The organism is Acidimicrobiales bacterium (genome assembly GCA_035536915.1).
In the GTDB taxonomy this organism is placed as follows: domain Bacteria; phylum Actinomycetota; class Acidimicrobiia; order Acidimicrobiales; family JAHWLA01; genus JAHWLA01.
On record DATLNE010000005.1, the window covers coordinates 1 to 17,016 of the forward strand.

15 protein-coding genes are annotated in these 17,016 nt (G+C 71.2%); 11 read left to right on the top strand and 4 right to left on the bottom strand.

Annotated elements, in window-relative coordinates:
* Positions 1–3,301 (bottom strand): methionine synthase (gene metH / locus VM938_01490; GenBank protein ID HVF73694.1); only part of this gene is annotated, 3,301 nt, incomplete at its 3' end.
* A gap of 71 nt (positions 3,302–3,372) precedes the next feature.
* Here metH and VM938_01495 point away from each other — a divergent pair.
* The 7 genes from VM938_01495 to VM938_01525 all read left to right on the top strand — a co-directional run bounded on the left by VM938_01495 (position 3,373) and on the right by VM938_01525 (position 9,894).
* Complete coding sequence (locus tag VM938_01495; protein ID HVF73695.1) at positions 3,373–3,918, top strand: cob(I)yrinic acid a,c-diamide adenosyltransferase; 546 nt, start codon at positions 3,373–3,375, stop codon at positions 3,916–3,918.
* A gap of 8 nt (positions 3,919–3,926) precedes the next feature.
* On the top strand, positions 3,927–5,363 hold the full coding sequence (locus VM938_01500; protein HVF73696.1) for a leucyl aminopeptidase: 1,437 nt from the start codon (positions 3,927–3,929) through the stop codon (positions 5,361–5,363).
* Between the two features lie 40 nt (positions 5,364–5,403).
* Positions 5,404–6,234 carry a hypothetical protein gene (locus tag VM938_01505; protein ID HVF73697.1) on the top strand — a complete coding sequence of 277 codons (831 nt, stop codon included), beginning with the start codon at positions 5,404–5,406 and terminating at the stop codon, positions 6,232–6,234.
* A complete protein-coding gene (locus VM938_01510) occupies positions 6,231–6,755 on the top strand; it encodes a MauE/DoxX family redox-associated membrane protein (protein HVF73698.1) in 525 nt (174 codons plus the stop codon). Before VM938_01505 ends, VM938_01510 begins: the two co-directional genes overlap by 4 nt.
* Complete coding sequence (gene traF / locus VM938_01515) at positions 6,752–7,231, top strand: conjugal transfer protein TraF (protein ID HVF73699.1); 480 nt, start codon at positions 6,752–6,754, stop codon at positions 7,229–7,231. The genes VM938_01510 and traF overlap by 4 nt, the downstream gene beginning before the upstream one ends.
* Complete coding sequence (locus VM938_01520) at positions 7,215–8,645, top strand: cell wall-binding repeat-containing protein (protein ID HVF73700.1); 1,431 nt, start codon at positions 7,215–7,217, stop codon at positions 8,643–8,645. Before traF ends, VM938_01520 begins: the two co-directional genes overlap by 17 nt.
* A 121-nt stretch (positions 8,646–8,766) precedes the next feature.
* Positions 8,767–9,894 (top strand): hypothetical protein, encoded by a 1,128-nt coding sequence (locus VM938_01525; GenBank protein ID HVF73701.1) that lies wholly within the window; start codon positions 8,767–8,769, stop codon positions 9,892–9,894.
* Positions 9,895–10,003: 109 nt separating this feature from the next.
* Here the strand turns inward: VM938_01525 and VM938_01530 are convergent, their stop codons facing one another.
* On the bottom strand, positions 10,004–10,657 hold the full coding sequence (locus VM938_01530) for a hypothetical protein (protein HVF73702.1): 654 nt from the start codon (positions 10,655–10,657) through the stop codon (positions 10,004–10,006).
* Positions 10,658–10,783: 126 nt separating this feature from the next.
* On the opposite strand from VM938_01530, the gene VM938_01535 reads away from it, so the two are divergent.
* Positions 10,784–11,533 carry a Sir2 family NAD-dependent protein deacetylase gene (locus tag VM938_01535; GenBank protein HVF73703.1) on the top strand — a complete coding sequence of 250 codons (750 nt, stop codon included), beginning with the start codon at positions 10,784–10,786 and terminating at the stop codon, positions 11,531–11,533.
* Here VM938_01535 and VM938_01540 read toward each other — a convergent pair.
* A complete protein-coding gene (locus tag VM938_01540) occupies positions 11,513–12,118 on the bottom strand; it encodes a nitroreductase family protein (GenBank protein ID HVF73704.1) in 606 nt (201 codons plus the stop codon). The genes VM938_01535 and VM938_01540 overlap by 21 nt on opposite strands.
* Positions 12,119–12,191: 73 nt before the next feature.
* Here VM938_01540 and moeB point away from each other — a divergent pair, with 73 nt between their 5' ends.
* Genes moeB through VM938_01555 form a run of 3 tightly spaced genes read left to right on the top strand, consistent with a single transcriptional unit; the run spans position 12,192 to position 15,852 of the window.
* Positions 12,192–13,370 carry a molybdopterin-synthase adenylyltransferase MoeB gene (gene moeB, locus VM938_01545; GenBank protein ID HVF73705.1) on the top strand — a complete coding sequence of 393 codons (1,179 nt, stop codon included), beginning with the start codon at positions 12,192–12,194 and terminating at the stop codon, positions 13,368–13,370.
* Positions 13,318–14,220, top strand: a complete 903-nt coding sequence (locus VM938_01550) for a DMT family transporter (protein HVF73706.1) — start codon at positions 13,318–13,320, stop codon at positions 14,218–14,220. The genes moeB and VM938_01550 overlap by 53 nt, the downstream gene beginning before the upstream one ends.
* Positions 14,221–14,268: 48 nt before the next feature.
* Positions 14,269–15,852, top strand: coding sequence for a methylmalonyl-CoA mutase family protein (locus tag VM938_01555; protein HVF73707.1), 1,584 nt, complete (start codon positions 14,269–14,271; stop codon positions 15,850–15,852).
* 7 nt (positions 15,853–15,859) lie between these two features.
* Here VM938_01555 and VM938_01560 read toward each other — a convergent pair whose 3' ends face one another.
* Positions 15,860–16,960, bottom strand: coding sequence for a uroporphyrinogen-III synthase (locus VM938_01560; GenBank protein HVF73708.1), 1,101 nt, complete (start codon positions 16,958–16,960; stop codon positions 15,860–15,862).
* Positions 16,961–17,016: the final 56 nt, after the last annotated feature.

Consider the following 17,016-nt stretch of genomic DNA (forward strand, 5'->3'; position numbering starts at 1 on the left):
CGGGGCACGCCGAGTAGCCCCACGAGTAGCGGCCGCCGCGGTATTGCTGACGGAACAGCCCAGCGAGCGACGGCCCGTCCTCGTCGGCGAAGCCCCACTCCTCGCGGATGCGACGGTGCCACAGCTCGGCGAGCGCCTCGGTCATCTCGACGCCGAGGCCGTGCAGGAAGAGGTAGTCCTGGTACTTGTCGGCCGCGAACAGCTCGGCGGCGGCCTCGGAAACGGCCGCTCCCATGCTCACGATGTGGAACGCCGCGTAGTCGACCTCGCCCGATCCCACCGGCCGGAAGAAGTCGGCGATGCAGAGCCACGGCTCTTCCAACTGGCGCGGGAACGTGAAGCGCATCCACTCCTGCGAGGCCGTCTCGTCTTTCCACACCACCAGGTCGTTGCCCTCGGCGTTGACGGCGAAGTAGCCGTACACCACCTGGGGCACGAGCACGCCCGACGCCTTGGCCTCGGCCAGCTTGTCGCGCAGCACGGCGCGCACCCGTTCCTTGAACTGCTCGTCGCTCTCGCCGTTCTCGGGCCGGAAGCCCCATTGGTGGCGGAACAGCGCCGTCTCGTTGAGGTAGGCGGCGATCTCGTCGAGCGAGATGCCCTTGACCACCTTGGAGCCCACGAATGGCGGGGGAAACAGCCGGTTGTCGTTCGCCACCGACGGGGAACGGGCCGGGATCGTCGAGGGGTCGGGCGCTTCCTTGGCGGCGCGGCGAGGGATGTCACGCCCGCCGGGCGTGCGGCCGAACTCGGGGTCGTCCTCGCCCGACTTCCGCAGCTCGACCAGGCGGTCCATGGTGGCCAGCCCTTCGAAGGCGTCCTTGCCGTAGAAGACCCGGCCTTCGTAGACCTCGCGCAGGTCGCGCTCGACGTAGGTGCGGGTGAGGGCGGCGCCGCCCAGGATCACCGGCAGGTGCGAGAGCCCGCGGCTGTTCAGCTCTTCGAGGTTCTCGCGCATGATCAAGGTGCTCTTGACCAGCAGGCCGCTCATGCCGATGGCGTCGGCCTTGACCTCGACGGCTTTGTCGATCATGTCGGTCAGCGGCACCTTGATGCCGAGGTTGTGCACCTCGTAGCCGTTGTTGGTGAGGATGATGTCGACCAGGTTCTTGCCGATGTCGTGGACGTCGCCCTTGACGGTGGCGAGCACCACTCGCCCCTTGCCGCCTTGGTCGTTCTTCTCCATGTGGGGCTCGAGGTAGGCGACGGCGACCTTCATCGTCTCGGCCGACTGGAGCACGAACGGCAGCTGCATCTGGCCGGAGCCGAACAGCTCGCCCACCACCTTCATGCCCGCCAGGAGCGTGTCGTTGATGATGTCGAGGGCGGGGATGCCCGCGCCCAGCGCGGCGTCGAGGTCGGCTTCCAGGCCGTCGCGGTCGCCGTCGATGATGCGCTGCGACAGGCGGCGCTCGATGGGCCAGTCGGAGCGGTCCTCCTTCTCCAGGGTCGTCGACGACACGCCCTCGAACAGGCCGATGAGCTCCTGCAGCGGGTCGTAGCCGTCGCGCCGCCGGTCGTAGATCAGGTCGAGGCAGACCTCGACGACGCGGGGGTCGATCTTGTTGAGCGGCATGATGCGCGCCGCGTGCACGATGGCGGCGTCGAGGCCGGCCTCGTGGCACTCGTGCAGGAACACCGAGTTGAGGGCGTGGCGGGCCGCGGCGCTGAGGCCGAACGAGATGTTCGACAGGCCGATGATGGTGTTGACGCCGGGCAGCTCCGCCTTGATGCGGCGGATGCCCTCGATGGTCTCGATGCCGTCGCGGCGGCCCTCCTCCATGCCCGTGCTGATGGGCAGTACCAGCGGGTCGAAGAACAGGTCGCTCGGTTGCAGCCCGTAGTGCTCGACGGCACGGTCGTGGATCGCCTTGGCGGCGCGCACTTTCCAGTCGGCGGTGCGGGCCTGGCCCTCTTCGTCGATGCACGTGCAGACGACAGCGGCGCCGTACTCGCGGGCCAGGCGCAGGAAGCGGTCGAAGCGGGTGCCCTCGGCGTCGCCGTCTTCCAGGTTGACCGAGTTGAGGATGGCCTTGCCGCCGATCCACTGCAGGCCCGCTTCGATGACGGGCGGCTCGGTGGAGTCGAGCATGATCGGCACGGTGGCCTGGGTGGCGAAGCGCGAAGCCACCTCGTTCATGTCGTCGACGCCGTTCTCGCCCGTGTAGTCGACGCAGACGTCGAGGACGTGCGAGCCCTCCTTGACCTGCTCGCGCGCCATGGCGACGCACGTCTCCCAGTCGTCGGCCAGCATGGCCTCGCGGAACTTCTTCGACCCGTTGGCGTTGGTGCGCTCGCCCACCACCAGGAACGACGGCGCCTGGTCGTAGGGGACATGGCTGTAGATCGACGCCAGGCCGGGCTCGAACTGCGTGGTGCGCGGCGTCGGCGTGAGGTCTTTGACGCGGTCGACGACGGCCTTGAGGTGGGCAGGCGTGGTGCCGCAGCAACCGCCGACGACCGACACGCCGAACTCGGTGACGAAGCGGGCGTGGTAGTCGGCCAACTGCTCCGGCGTGAGGTCGTAGTGCATCTTGCCGTCGACCACCGACGGCAGCCCCGCGTTCGGCAGGCACGAGATCGGTTGGCGAGCGTGCTGCGAGAGGTAACGAAGGTGCTCGCTCATCTCCTGCGGGCCGGTGGCGCAGTTGAGGCCGATGATGTCGGGGCTCACCGCTTCGAGGGCGGTGAGGGCGGCGCCGATCTCGGTGCCGGGCAGCATGCGCCCGGTGAGCTCCATGGTGACCTGCACCTGGATGGGCAGGTCCTTGCCCACGGCGGCCATGGCCCGGCGGCAGGCGATGACGGCGGCCTTGGCCTGGAGCAGGTCGTAGACGGTCTCGATGATGAAGAAGTCGACGCCGCCTTCGAGCAGGCCGCGGGCCTGTTCCTCGTAGGAGTCGCGCAGGGCGGTGAAGGGGATCTGGCCCAGCGACGGGAACTTGGTGCCGGGGCCGATGGAGCCCGCCACCCATCCGCCGTAGCCCGACGCCACTTCCTTGGCGATGCGGGCCGCCGCCACGTTGAGGTCGTAGGCCTGGTCGGCCAAGCCGTACTCGGCCAGCACCACCGAGAAGGCGCCGAAGGTGTCGGTTTCCACCACGTCGACGCCGACTTCGAGGAACGACCGGTGCAGGTCTTCGATCACGTCGGGCCGGGTCTGTACCAGCACCTCGTTGCAACCTTCGAGGGCGGTACCGCCGAAGTCGTCGGCGGTCAGGTCCCGCATCTGGATGTTGGTCCCGGTGGCGCCGTCGAAGACGACGACCCGCTCGCGGACGGCGTCGAGGTAGCTGGGCATGGCCCCTTCAGGGTAGTAGCGGGCCCGTTCCTGTCCCCATTGCGTTTGCTGCGGCCTAGTCTCGTCGCCCGGTGCGCATCTACACGAAGAAGGGCGACGACGGCACGACCGGCCTCTACTTCGGCGGGCGGGTCGGCAAGGACGCGCTGGTGGTCGACGCCTACGGGACCGTCGACGAAGCACAGTCGTTCCTCGGCCTGGCCCGGGCGGAGGCCGAGCGGGGCTCCGAGCTCGACGAACTGCTGGTCGCCCTGGAGCGCGACCTGTGGGTGCTGATGGCCGACCTGGCCACGGCGGCCGACAACCGCTCGAAGCTCGTGCCCGGGTCGACGGCCGTTACCGCCGAGATGGTGACGTCGCTGGAGGCGCACATCGACGCGCTGAACGAGCGCTTCGAGATGCCCACCGAGTTCGTGGTGCCCGGGCAGAACCGGGCCTCGGCCCTGCTCGACGTGGCCCGCACGGTGGTGCGCCGAGCCGAGCGCCTGGCCATTCGCGCCGCGGCCGACGGGTCGCTGGCCGTGCCGTACCTCAACCGATTGTCCGACCTGCTGTGGACCATGGCCCGGTGGCAGGAGGGGGAGTCCCTGCCCACCCGCTCGGTCCCGAAGGAGTAGCCGTTCCCATGCCGATCACTTTCAGCGCATCGCGAGCGGTGCCCGCCGAGGCCACCGTGCTGGGCGTGCCCGTGTTCACCGGCCTGGTGCAGGGCGACGGCGGCGTCGTCGAGCTCGACACCGCCTACCTGGGCGCCGTGGGCTTCGAGGCTAAGGCGGGCCAGGCCCACGTGCTGCCTGCCGACGACGGCGGCGTGGTGGTGGCGCTGGGGTTGGGCGACGAGGGCACGGTCACGGCTGAGACGTACCGCAAGGCGGGCGCGGCGTTGGCCAAGGCCGCCTGCCGGGCCACCGACGTGGCGGTGGTGTTGGGATCGAGCGGGGTGGAACCCGCAGTGGCGGGGCGGGCGGTGGCCGAGGGCATCGGCCTGGCCGCCTACGCCTACACGGCGTTGAAGTCGGAGGCCACGGTGTCGCAGATCCAGCGGGTCACCGTGGTGGGGGCGCGGCAGGCGGTGCTCGACCGGGCCGCCGTCGTCGTCGAAGCAGTGTGCTTCGCCCGCGACCTGGTCAACGAGCACGCCGCGACCATGACGCCCACCCGCTTGGCCGAGCGTGCGGTGGAGATGGCCGAACGCACCGGGCTCGGCGTGCGGGTGCTCGACGAGGAGCAGATCCGGCAGGAGCGCATGGGTGGGTTGCTCGGCGTGGCCCAGGGCTCCGACGAGCCGCCCCGGTTCATCGAGCTCACCTACGAGCCTCCCAATCGGCCCCGCGGGCACGTCGTGCTGGTGGGCAAAGGGATCACGTTCGACTCCGGTGGCCTGTCGATCAAGACGGCCGACGGCATGACGACCATGAAGACCGACATGGGCGGAGCGGCCGCGGTGATCGCGGCCATGAGCACCCTGCCCGCGCTCGGCGTGCGCACCCGGGTCACGGCCTTCGTGCCCGCCACCGAGAACATGCCGAGCGGGCGGGCGGTGAAGCCGGGCGACGTGCTGCGGGCCCGCAACGGCACGACGATCGAGGTGTTGAACACCGACGCCGAGGGGCGCTTGGTGCTGGCCGACGGGCTGTCGATGGCCGTCGACGCCGCGCCCGATGCCATCGTCGACATCGCCACCCTCACCGGCGCCCAGGTGGTGGCGCTGGGCAAGAAGGTGGCCGGCCTGATGGGTAACGACGACCGAGTGGTGGAGCAGGTGCGGGCTGCCGCCGACCGGGTGGGCGAGCCGGTGTGGCAGCTGCCGCTGCCCGAGGAGTACCGGTCGCACCTCGACTCCGAGGTGGCCGACATCAAGAACATCGGCAACCCCGGACAGGCGGGCACGTTGGTGGCCGGCTTGTTCCTGAAGGAGTTCGTGGGCGACGTGCCGTGGGCGCACCTCGACATCGCCGGCCCCGCCCGGGCCGACTGCGACGACGCCTACGTGATCAAGGGCGGCACCGGGTTCGGCGTGCGCACGTTGGTGGAGTTCGTCGACAGCTTCACCAAGCGGTAGTTCGCGCGGCCCCAGGGTGGGAGCCCGTACCATGCGTTGCATGCGGCGGTCGTTCGCGGTTCTCGGGGTGCTGTTCGCGCTCGTTGTGTCGTCCCTTTCGCCCGCAGAGGCGGCGAGGGCTGACGGCTACTGGTTCGTGGCCCGCGACGGGGGGTTGTTCGCCTTCGGCGGCGCCCGCTTCCACGGCAGTGCGGGCGGCAGCGGCCTGCCCGACCGAGTGGTGGCCATGGCGTCGACCCCGACGGGCGAGGGCTACTGGATGGCGACGTCGTCGGGGATCATCCTCATCTACGGCGACGCCCGCTTCTACGGGAGCACCGGCGCCATCGACCTGCGCAGCCCCATCGTGGGCATGGCGGCCACGGCGTCGGGCAACGGCTACTGGCTGGTGGCGGCCGACGGCGGCATCTTCGCCTTCGGCGATGCGCCCTTCCACGGCTCGATGGGCGGCACCCCGCTGAACCGGCCCATCGTGGGCATGGCCTCCACCCCGTGGGGCGGCTACTGGATGGTGGCGTCCGACGGCGGCATCTTCACCTTCAACGCGCCGTTCTACGGCGCCACCGGCCACATCAAGCTGAACAGCCCGATCGTGGGGATGACGTCGCGGCCCGACGGCCAGGGGTACTGGATGGTGGCGGCCGACGGCGGCATCTTCGCCTTCAACGTGCCGTTCCTGGGCTCGATGGGCGGGCACCGGTTGGTGCAGCCCGTGGTGGGCATGGCCTCGAACGGGGCGGGCGACGGCTATTGGCTCGTGGCTGCCGACGGCGGCATCTTCTCGTTCGGCAATGCCCCGTTCTACGGCTCCATCGGCGGCAAGCCGCTGAACCAGCCCATCGTCGGCATGGCGGCCCGGGCCCGGCCGTGAACGGGGTGGCCTACGCGGCCGCACTGGTGACGGCGGGGGTCCTGGGGTGGGCGGGCATCGCCAAGTGGCAGCGGCCCCGTGGGACTGCGGCGTCGTTCGCCGGCCTCGGGTTGCCCGCGCCGGAGACGTTGGCCCGGGCCGTGCCGTTGGCCGAGTTGGTGGTGGCTGCGCTGCTGGTGGTGGTGCCCCGGGCCGGTGCGATCGGCGCCTTCGTGCTGCTGTCGGCGTTTTCTGTGGTGCTGTTCGGCGCTGTGCGCCGGGGGACCGAGGTGGGGTGCGCCTGCTTCGGTGCGGCCAAGGCGCGGCCGGTGTCGAGCGTCGACTTGGTGCGCAATGCCGGCCTGCTCGGGTTCGCCGGCGTCGCTGCGCTCGCCGACGGGCCGACGATGCCTGCGCTGGCCGATGTCATCGCCGTGTCCACCGCGTTCGTCGGCGGGCTCGTCGTACTGCACCTGCTCGACCTGCGCCGGGCCATCGGACGGGTGTGGGACACCCGCCTGGCCGGGGAGCCGCAGCGATGAGCGGCGGCGTGTGGGTTGTGTCGTACGTGCTGTTGTGGCTGGCCGTGCTCGGCCTGTCGTTTGCCGTGGTGGCGCTGCTCCGCCAGGTCGGGGTGCTGCACGCTCGCCTGCGCCCGCTGGGCACGAACATGGCGGGGGAAGGGCCGATCGCCGGGACGCCCGCCCCCCGCTCCGACCGGGTCGACTACGGCGATGCGCCGCTCACGTTGCTGGCCTTTACGTCGGAGCGGTGCGACGTGTGCCGCACCCTGGTGCCCTCGCTGCCGTACCTCGAACGTGATTACGCGAACGACGTGCGCCTGGTGGTCCTCGACCACGGCCCGGCCACGGCGGAGATGTTCTCGGCGTTCAACGTGCACTCGACGCCCTATTTCGTGACCGTCGACCGCACCGGCGTGGTGCAGGGCGGCGGCGTGGCCAACTCGCTCGAACAGGTCGAGGTACTGGTGGAGGAATCCCTTGCTGCTACGGCGTAAGTCGTCGGTCGACGACTGGACGGAGCGGGCGGGCCGGTGGCTGGCCGGCCGCAGCACCCGCCGGTCGTTCCTGGGCCGGGCCGGGCAGTTCGCCGTGCTGGTGGCGGGCGGGCAGATGATCACCGACCTGCTGGTCGGCGATGCCGCCGAGGCGCGGGTGTGCGGCCAGTCGGGCGTGTCACCCAAGTGCGCCACCTACGACTGTGACGCCGTGTGGGGATGGTGCTGGTACGCCACCGGGTGCTGCGCCGACGGCGCCCTCAAGAAGATCTGCGACTGCTGCGCCCACAACTGGCCGAACGTGCACGGCTACTGCCCCAGCGGCCACAACGTGAAGTGCATCGTCGAGAGCTGCGGCGCCGACCCACGCGTGATGACGCGGGAGATGGTGCGGCTGCCCTACGACGACGCCGCCGCCTTGGCCACCGCGGTCAGCTCGGTGCGCTGGCCCAAGGGCTCGGCGCCCAGCGTCGTCGTAGCGCTGGCCGATCCTGCCTACGCAGGCATGGCTGCCCCCTTCGCCGGTGCCCTGAACGTGCCGCTGCTGCTGGCCTCCGGCAACACCATCGATGCCCGCACGGCGGCCGAGTTGCAGCGGTTGGGTGCTCGCAAGGCCACGCTGATTGGCCCGTTGTCGGCGGGCGTGGAGCACTGGCTCGGTCGCTACGGCCTCACGGTCGAGCGGTGGGGGACCGCCGGAGACGCTCCCGGCCTGTCGTCGGAGATCGCCTCGTGGATGCGCTCGACAAAGGGAGCGTCCCGCCAGTTCTGCGTCGCGGGCCACGACGTCTTCAACTTGGCCGGCGTGGCCGGAGCGGCCGCAGCCACGCAGGGCTACCCGCTGGTGATCGGCGTCGACGCTGCGGTGGCTGCCGCCACCGGCCCGCAGCCCCGTGCGCTGGTGACGCACCTGGTCGGCCCCGAGGCATCTGCAGAGGCAGGCCGCGTGCCCGGCGGCTACCGACTGGTGGCGCCCGGTTTGGAGGGGGCGTCGGCTCGCGTCGCCCGCGCCCTCGTGGTGGAAGGCGCTCGCCCCACCGGCGTGGCCGTGGTGCCTGCCGCTGCCGCCGGGGCCTCGGCGGGCCTGGCCGGCGTCGGTGGCCCCGTGCTGTTCCACGTGCCCGGAGCCCTCGACGGTGCACGCGATTCCCTGTTCGCCATCCGAGACTCCTTGCGCCGGGTGGTAGCGGGCGGCGCCAACGGGGCGCTGTCGAGCGGGGGCATCTACGAGCTCCAGTCGATCGTCAACGGGTTCGAGGCCCACAAGCTCATCGGCGTCGGCGGCCAAGGGCTGCCCGTCATCACCCAGCCGGAGTCGGAACGCCCGCTCGGGCGCGCCCGCGTGGCATCGGCCGCGCCCGAAGAACCGGCGCGGGGCTACTGGACGGGACGGGCGGAGCCCGGCGACGGCTGACGTGGGCGCCGTCGCCCTGGTCCTGGCGTTGTTGGCCGCGGTGCGAGCGCTGTGGTCGCCCTGAGGCTTGTCGATCACCGAAACGGTGACGCCCTCCGTGCGGGGGCTTGAGCGAGTGCGAGTGACGATCCTCCTGGCCCTGGCGGCGGGCGCCACTGGCGCGCTCGCCGGGTTCGTGGTGGGCGCGGCGTGGACGGGCTTCGGCCTTCCGGGCGCGTCGGAGCCAGTCGCCGCCCTCGTCGTGGCGGTCGCTGTCGTGCTCGACCTGGTTGGGCGCCCTCGGCCGGCGGCGGTGCACCGACAGGTGCCCCAGGCGTGGGCGCGCGTGTTCCCGATCAGGGTCGCCGCCGTCCTGTACGGCGCGCGCCTTGGCGTCGGTCCGCTGACGATCCTGTCGACCTGGCTGTGGTGGGCCGCGTTCGTGCTCGGCGCCACCGCGGGGCCGTGGTGGTCGAGTGCCGTCGGAGCAGCCTTCGGCCTGGGGCGCGTGGCCGTGATGGTGGCGGTGTCGGCCCGAGTGGAGGGCGACATGTCCGCCCGAATGGCGCAGGTGCGCGGGCGCGAGCGGGTCGGTCGCCCGCTGGCCCTCGTCGGCGCCGTGGTCGCGGTCGCCGTTCTGCTGGCGGCGTGCACCAGCGGAGGCGACAAACGAAGCGCCGATCGCAACGGAGGGGACGACGACGGGAGGGGCACGTCCACGAGCGCCGCACCGCCGCCGCCGACGATCCCGGCGAGTCCCGTCAACGGCGCCCTGATGCTCGACGACCTGGGGCCGGACTGGACACGGGTGCCCGACACCCGCGCCGGCCTGGGGCCGCTCGACCTGGAGGCGGCGGCCAAGGCCGAGGTCGACACATCGGCGGAGCGGTCGCTGTTGGAGACCCGAGGCTTCAAGGCGGGCTTGGCCCGGGCGTGGCGCAACCAAGCGGGCGACGAGCTGTACCAGGCGGTGTACGAGTTCCGCGACGAAGCGAGCGCCGCGGCGTACCTGCAGGACGGCCTGATCAACCTCGAAGGTCGCGGCTCCGCCCGCTACGAGGTCGAGGGCGTGCCAGGCGCCACGGGGTTCAGCCAGGCCGAGCGACGCCCCGACGGGGCGGTCACGTCGCACGGGTTGGCCTTCGTGCGGGGCCATCGGTTCTTCCTCCTCTTCCTGGCGAGTGCGAGGCCAGGGACGACCCCGGCGGCGGTGGCGGAGTTCGGCCGAGCAGCCGACGCCAAGCGGGCAGCGTCGGCCGCACCGGCCTGAGCACACCGGCCGCAGTCGCGTGTGCGGTCGGCGTGCGGAGTGGCCCCCTCCGCTCGAAGCGGGCCACGAAGACGGGGCGGACGCCTGGGGGGCCGGGCGCCCGCCCCGATCATGCGGCGTCGCCGCCGGGGAGCACTTCGAGGTGCGTGCTCGCCTCGGTCCGCGCCGCCGCGTTGTGCCGCTCCCACGCCCAGGCCGCCGCTTCTCGGGCCAGGGCGGGGTGGAAGTTCCACCGGAGGAGCTGGCGTTCTCCGGCTTCGAGGTCTTCCCCCAGCTCCAGCAGCGACAAGGCCAGTTGTCGCGCCCGGCGGCGGAGGTGTTCGACGCTGGGGGTTCGTAGGTCGGCGTCCTGCAACGCCTGGTGCGAGGCCTGAAGTGAGGCGGGCAGCCTGAGCAGCTGCCGTCTGGTCAGTGGGGGCACCTTGCGCCGCACGGCGAGGATGCGTTCGCCCAGCGGCTGGGCCAGGTCGAACTGCACCAGCCGGGCGAACGACCGGGTGAAGGGTGAGTGGCGGCCGCAGTTCTCGGACAGCCCGATCGACCGTGCGGTCTCGGGCAGGTCGAGCACGAAGCCGTCGGGCTGGGCCTCGAGGCCGGCGGCGATACGCCGCAGGACCCAGGCCGCCGTGGGCCCGAGCACACCCACCCAGTAGTTCTCGACGTAGGCGGAGCGGGGGTCGTGGCCGACGACGTCGATGAGGGCGTCGGGCCAAGGTCGGATGGTGAGCGTGGTGACGGTTGGCAGGACCGGGACCGGGGTCACGGGCGTTCCTCCGCAGGCGGGGCAGTCGGGTTGGCGAGTGGCGGGGGAAGTGCCGGTGACGAGTGACGTCTGGCTGTATTTCATTACATTCCACACAGGTTGTCAAGAGGCGCGATGCTGGATCACATGACGCCCGAGGCGGAGCAGGCGAAGGCGTGGGTGGACGAGGCCAAGGCGATCACCGTCCTCACCGGCGCCGGCATCTCCACCGACTCGGGCATCCCCGACTTCCGGGGCCCGCAGGGCGTGTGGACCAAGAACCCCGCCGCCGAGCGGGCCTCCACCCTCGAGCACTACCTCAACGAACCCGAGGTGCGGCGGGCGGCGTGGCAGGCCCGGCTTCACTCGCCTGCGTGGGAGGCCCAGCCCAACGCCGGCCACCGCGCCCTCGTCGCCCTCGAACAGCGGGGCAAGCTGCACACCCTCGTCACCCAGAACATCGACGAACTCCACCAGCAGGCGGGCAACAGCGCCGACAAGATCGTGGAGATCCACGGCACCATGCGCCAGGTGGCGTGTTGGTCGTGCGGCGAGCGGGCGCCTATGGAGCGGGCGCTGGAGCGCGTGCGCAACGGCGAAGACGATCCTGCGTGCCGCACCTGCGGCGGCATCCTCAAGTCGGCCACCATCAGCTTCGGCCAGGACCTGGTGGCCGACGACCTGCGCCGGGCCGAACGGGCCGCCCTCGCGTGCGACCTCCTCCTCGCCGTCGGCTCAACCCTGACGGTCTACCCGGCCGCCGCCGTCGTGCCACTGGCCAAGCAGGCGGGCGCCCGCATCGTCATCGTCAACGGGGAGGCCACGGCCATGGACCACCTGGCCGACGTCGTCCTCCGCGGCCCGATCAGCGAACTGCTACCGCACATCGTCGGCTGACCAGCGGCCGAAGTGCACGACCTCCTCGAACGGCTTGCGGCCGCCCTTCCACGACGGCCGCGAGTGCTCGTCGGGGGCGCGGTGGCCCAGCGCCACCGCGCCGATGGCCCGGTACGACTCCGGCACGCCCAAGGCATGCAGCGCCTCGCGCTCGCCTTTGAAGATCCCGCAGAACACCGCCCCCAAGCCCTCCTCGACCACCGACAGCAACAGCAACATGGTGGCGAAGGCGGCGTCGATGTCCCAGTAGGGGACCGGCCACGCGGACTCCTCGCCCATGCCCAGGAACTCCTTGTCGGGCCGCGAGTAGCGGTCGAGGTACGCCTGCTTATTGGAGAGCGGCACCACGACCACCGGCGCCGTCCGCCAGCCCCCGCCCTCCCACTCGGGGTCGAGCACGGCGTCCCAGAACGGCCTCGTCTGCTTTTCGCCTTCCAGCACCACGAAGGCGAACCCCTGGCTGAACCCTGCCGACGGTCCCCGCACTGCGTTGCGCAGCAGCCGCTCGACCACCTCGCGGGCCACCGGCGTCCCGTCGAAGCGACGCACCATGCGCCGCCGCCGCACCACCTCGGAGAACTCCATGGCTGCCACGCTACGGCCGGCCGGGAATGCCGACCTTATTGGTAAGGTTTTACCGTTCCAGGAGGTAGCGCCCGTGCCCACGTTCCGCGAGTTGCTCAGCCAGGCCAAGTCGAAGATCCGAGAGGTCGACACGGCCACGGCCGAGCAGACCATCACAACCGACCCCAACGCCGTCGTCGTCGACGTGCGCGAGGCCGACGAGTACGAGCAGGGCGCGCTCCCCAACGCCGTGCACATCCCCCGCGGCTTCCTCGAACTGCAGATCGAGAACAAGGTGGCCGACCGGGACACGCCCGTCGTCGTCTACTGCGCAGGCGGCGTCCGCTCGGCCTTCGCGGCGGCCAGCCTGCAAGACCTCGGCTACACCAACGTCGTCTCCATGGCCGGCGGCTTCGGGAAGTGGAAGAACGAGGGCCGCGCCTGGAAGACGCCCCAAGCCCTCACCTCCGAGCAGCGCAACCGCTACCAGCGCCACCTCCTGCTCCCCGAGGTGGGCGAGGTCGGCCAGCAGAAGCTGCTCGACTCCAAGGTCCTCCTGTTGGGCGCAGGCGGCCTCGGTTCCCCCGCGGCCCTCTACCTGGCGGCGGCCGGCGTCGGCACCATCGGCATCATCGACATGGTCGTGGTCGACGACTCCAACCTGCAGCGCCAGATCCTGCACAACATCGACCGGGTGGGCGACCGCAAGGTCGACTCGGCCAAGAAGACGCTGACACTGCTGAACTCCGACGTGAACGTCGTGACCTACGACGTCCGTCTGGGCGCCGACAACGTGCTCGACATCATCGACGGCTACGACGTGATCGTCGACGGCACCGACAACTTCCCCACCCGTTACCTGGTGAACGACGCCTCACTGCTCAAGAAGATCCCCGTGGTGCACGGCTCGATCTTCCGCTTCGAGGGCCAGGCCACCGTCTTCGCCCCCTACGAGGGCCCTTGCTACCGCTGCATGATCCCCGAGCCGCCTCCCGCCGAACTGGCGCCGTCGTGCGCCGAGGCAGGCGTGCTCGGCGTGCTGCCCGGCATCGTCGGCAGCATCCAGGCCATGGAGGCCATCAAGATCCTTTTGGGCCTGGGCGAGCCGCTGATCGGCCGCCTGCTGGCCTACGACGCCATGGAGGAGTCGTTCCGTACCTTCAAGGTGCACCGCGACCCGGAGTGCCCGGCGTGCGGCCCCAACGCGGGCGAGTTGGTCATTGCCGAGTACGACGAGCTGTGCATGCCGCACGCTAAGCAACCTCCGGCCTGATCCGCTGGCTGTCCTCCTCGGGCTGATCGTCGCCGCGTCGTACGGCGCAGGCGACTTCTTCGGCGGGCTGGCGTCTCGGCGCACGCCGACCACCTCGGTCGTCGTCCCGGCGCACCTGCTCGGCTTCCTGCTGCTCGGTCTCCTGCTCGTCGTCGACCCCTCGGGCCACGCCACCGACCGCGACCTTGTCATCGGCGCGGCGTCCGGCGTGTGCGGCGGCATCGGGGTGTTCCTGCTGTTCCGGGGACTGGCCACCGGCCGCATGAGCGTGGTGGCGCCCATCACCGCGGTGGGCGCCGCCGTGCTGCCGGTGGCGTGGGGACTGGCCACCGGGGAGCGCCCGTCGGCCCTCGTCCTCTTCGGGGTGCTGCTCGCCCTCGCGGCCGTCGCCCTCGTAGCCCGCTCCGACGATCCCGACGACGACGTCCCGGCCGACCGGGAATGGGCCGCCGTGGGCTGGGCCGTCGGCGCGGGCGTCGGCTTCGGCGCCCTGTTCATCCTGCTGGCCGAGACCGGCGACGACGCCGGCTGGTGGCCCCTGGTGTCGGCTCGTGCCGCGTCGGTCGTCGCCGTCACCGTCGGTGCCCTCGTGGCCCGGCAACAACTCCGCCCCAATCGCCCCGCCGTGCCCGCCATCGCTGCCTCCGGCGTGCTCGACGTGACGGCCAACGCCGTCTACCTGCTGGCCGTGCGCCAAGGGCTGCTGTCGCTCGTCGCCGTGCTCAGCTCGCTCTACCCGGCGGGCACCGTGCTGCTGGCTCGGGTGGTGCTCAAGGAGCGGCTGGTGAAGGCGCAACTCGTCGGCTTGGCCTTCGCGCTGGCGGGCGTGGCGTGCATCGCCATCGGCTGACGCAGGCGCTTTAGCTCGCGAAACCTCGGCGGTCGTAACCTGAGCGCCATGGCCGAGGACGTTCGTCGTACCGACTCGGGGATCGAGATCAAGCCCGTCTACGCGGCGGGCGATCTCGAGGGGTGGGACCCGGAGACCAAGCTGGGAGAGCCGGGCTCGTTCCCGTACACGAGGGGCGTCTACCCCACGATGTACCGGGGGCGGCCGTGGACCATCCGCCCCTACTCCGGCTTCGGCACCGCCGAGGCCACCAACGAGCGGTGGAAGCTGCTGTTGGCCAACGGCTCCACGGGCCTGTCGTGCGCCTTCGACCTGCCGACGCAGATGGGCTACGACTCCGACCACCCCCGCGCCGAGGGCGAGGTCGGCAAGGTCGGCGTGGCCATCAGCTCCATCGACGACATGCGCATGCTGCTCGACGGCATGCCGCTCGACAAGGTCACCACGTCGATGACCATCAACGCCACGGCGTCAACCCTGCTGCTGCTCTACGAGCTCGTGGCCGAGGAGAACAACATCCCGTCCGAGAAGCTCGGCGGCACCATCCAGAACGACATCCTCAAGGAGTACGTGGCCCGGGGCACCTACATCTACCCGCCCCGCCCGTCGATGCGGCTGATCACCGACATCTTCGCCTATTGCCGCGACCGCATCCCCCAGTGGAACACCATCTCCATCTCCGGCTACCACATCCGCGAGGCGGGCTCCACGGCGGTGCAGGAGATCGCCTTCACCTTGGCCAACGGCATCGCCTACGTGGACGCCGCCGTCGCCGCGGGCCTCTCCGTCGACGACTTCGCCCCTCGCCTCAGCTTCTTCTGGAACGGCCACAACAACTTTTTCGAAGAGATCGCCAAGTTCCGGGCCGCCCGTCGCATGTGGGCGAAGATCATGACGGAGCGCTTCGGGGCCAAGGACGAGAAGTCGAAGCTGCTGCGGTTCCACACCCAGACCGGTGGCTCGACCCTCACCGCCCAGCAGCCCGAGAACAACATCATGCGCGTCACCATCCAGGCCCTCGCCGCGGTGCTCGGCGGCACCCAGAGCCTTCACACCAACGGCTTCGACGAGGCCATCGGCCTGCCCACCGCCCGGGCCGCCCGGGTGGCGCTGCGCACCCAGCAGGTCATCGCCTCGGAGTCGGGCGTGGTCGACACCGCCGACCCGCTGGCCGGCTCGTACTTCGTGGAGTCGCTTACCGACGCCATCGAAGAAGGGGCGTGGGCCTACCTCGACAAGATCGACGGCATGGGCGGCGCCGTCTCGGCCATCGAGCAGGGCTTCATGCAGGACGAGATCGAAGCGGCGGCCTACGAGCACGCCAAGGCGGTCGACGCCGGCGAGAAGGTCATCGTCGGGGTGAACAAGTACACCGAGGGCGAAGTCGAGCCCGCCGAGGTGTTCCCCATCGACCCGGCCATGCAGCAGCAGCAGGCCGACCGGGTGCGTCGCCTCAAGGCCGAACGAGACCAGGACGCCGTGCGCCACGCGCTCGACGACGTGGCTGCGGCGGCGCGGGGCACGCAGAACCTGCTCGTCCCCATGAAGGAGGCGCTGCGGGTGAAGGCGACCCTCGGCGAGGTGAGCGACGTGCTGCGGGCCGAGTTCGGGGTGTTCCAGCCCACGCGTTAGAAGTCGTTCAGTCGAGGCCGAGGCAGTAGCCGCGGGCTCGCACCGTCCGCAGCGCGCCGCCGGCGGGGCCGAGTCGTCGGCGGAGCCGGGCGACGGTCGCCTCCAGGGCTCGCTCGCTGGTGGCGCCGCCCCGCAGCATCGTCTGCTTGGAGACGACCGCGCCGGGCCGGCGCACCAGGTGGTCGAGCACGCCGGCCTCCGACGCCGTCAGCCGCACCACGGCGCCGTCGACCTCGGCCGCTCGGCCCTGGACCACGAGGAGGGCCGAGCCCAACCTGACCTCGCGCCGGCGCGCTTGCAGCGCGTCGGTCAGCACCCGCACCAACAGGCCGAGCCGCCCTCGTTCAGGTGCGACCGGACCGGCGATGCCCGAGGCGCGTGCCGCCTCGGCGCACACGGGACCGATGCACGCAGCGACCACCCCGCTCTCGTTGAACGCCCGCAACAGCGCCTCGCTCCGGCCGAGGGCGTCGGCGGCATCGAGCAAGTGGGCCACCGCGGGCGCGCTGGTGAAGGTGACGGCGTCGACGTCGCCGGCGCACGCGCCGTCGATCAAGCCGCCGACCCTGCCGTCGTCGGCGGGCAGCCGGTAGCGGTAGACGGGGACCTCCACCACGGTGGCGCCCTCGGCGGCCAAGGCGGCCATGAGCTTGTCGTCACGGCGCCCGTAGTGCTGGAGGGCGACGGTGCGACCGGCGAGGCCACGCTCTGCCAACAGAGGCACGATGTCGTCGAGCCGTTCGCTCTCCACCGTCATGGCCGGATCGAGCCCCGCCACCTGGACGGCCGCAGCCGCCTTGGGCCCTCGGGCGACGACCTGCGCGGCGGCCAGCGTCTCCTGCAGGTCGTCGCCGAGGCCCCACGCCTGCGCGGCGTCGAACCACGCCCGCACGCCGATCCCAGTGGTGGCGATCAAGTAGTGGGGCCTGCCCGAGATGACGGCTTCGGTCGCCTGTCGCACGGCGTCGTCGTGGCCGAGGTACTCGGTGCTGATGGTCGGTGCGTGGACGACCTCGGCCCCCCGCCGCACCAGGAGCTCGCCCTGTTCGGCGGCGCGGCGGTCGGCGGTCACGCCGACTCTGAAGCCTTCGAGGGGAAGCAACGACATCTGCTGAGCAGTGTGCCCGGCTCGCATTGCCGGGCTGTGAGCCGAGCGTTTCGTCG